A 493-nucleotide genomic window follows, 5' to 3' on the forward strand; every position below is an offset into this window, starting at 1 on the left:
AATCTTTTTGGTTTCAACAAACTCATCGATTTTATACACTGCACTAGCCGCTTCATACAATAATCTCGTCGATTGTGAGATATGGACAACTTCACCCTCATGGTACCCAAAAGCAAACTCAGTAAGGGCATCTTGTAAAATATTCACCAGGTTTCTCCATCTATATTTTTTCTGACCTTTGTCATCAATATCAAAACCAACAAGATAAGCTTTTAGTGCTGATTCCGTAATTTGCTCGATGACTACATTCTCAGAACCAAATATACTTGTCATAATTTATACCTTCTTTTCCTAGTATGTTATCCATATTCTACATAGTTCGCATTTTTCCTCCTTAATTTTCCCAATACAGAACCCATTCGGCAATTCTCCATTCAGCCAACTACTACAAAACAAATATCCCCTCCGCTCAACATCGGAGATCATCACTACCAACAGCCTCACAATGTTAACCACAAGGGATACTTTCAGCTCTATTCAATTTTAACCCTAC

General features: G+C 37.1%; 1 protein-coding gene. It reads right to left on the reverse strand.

The window, feature by feature from the left end; all coding sequences use genetic code 11:
* The coding region (locus RCF13_RS19975) for a hypothetical protein (RefSeq protein WP_308141485.1) at positions 1–273 on the reverse strand (273 nt) is incomplete at its 3' end.
* Between the last annotated feature and the right edge of the window lie 220 nt (positions 274–493).

The sequence above is a fragment of the Stenotrophomonas maltophilia group sp. RNC7 genome, from assembly GCF_030910085.1.
Taxonomy (GTDB): domain Bacteria; phylum Pseudomonadota; class Gammaproteobacteria; order Xanthomonadales; family Xanthomonadaceae; genus Stenotrophomonas; species Stenotrophomonas sepilia.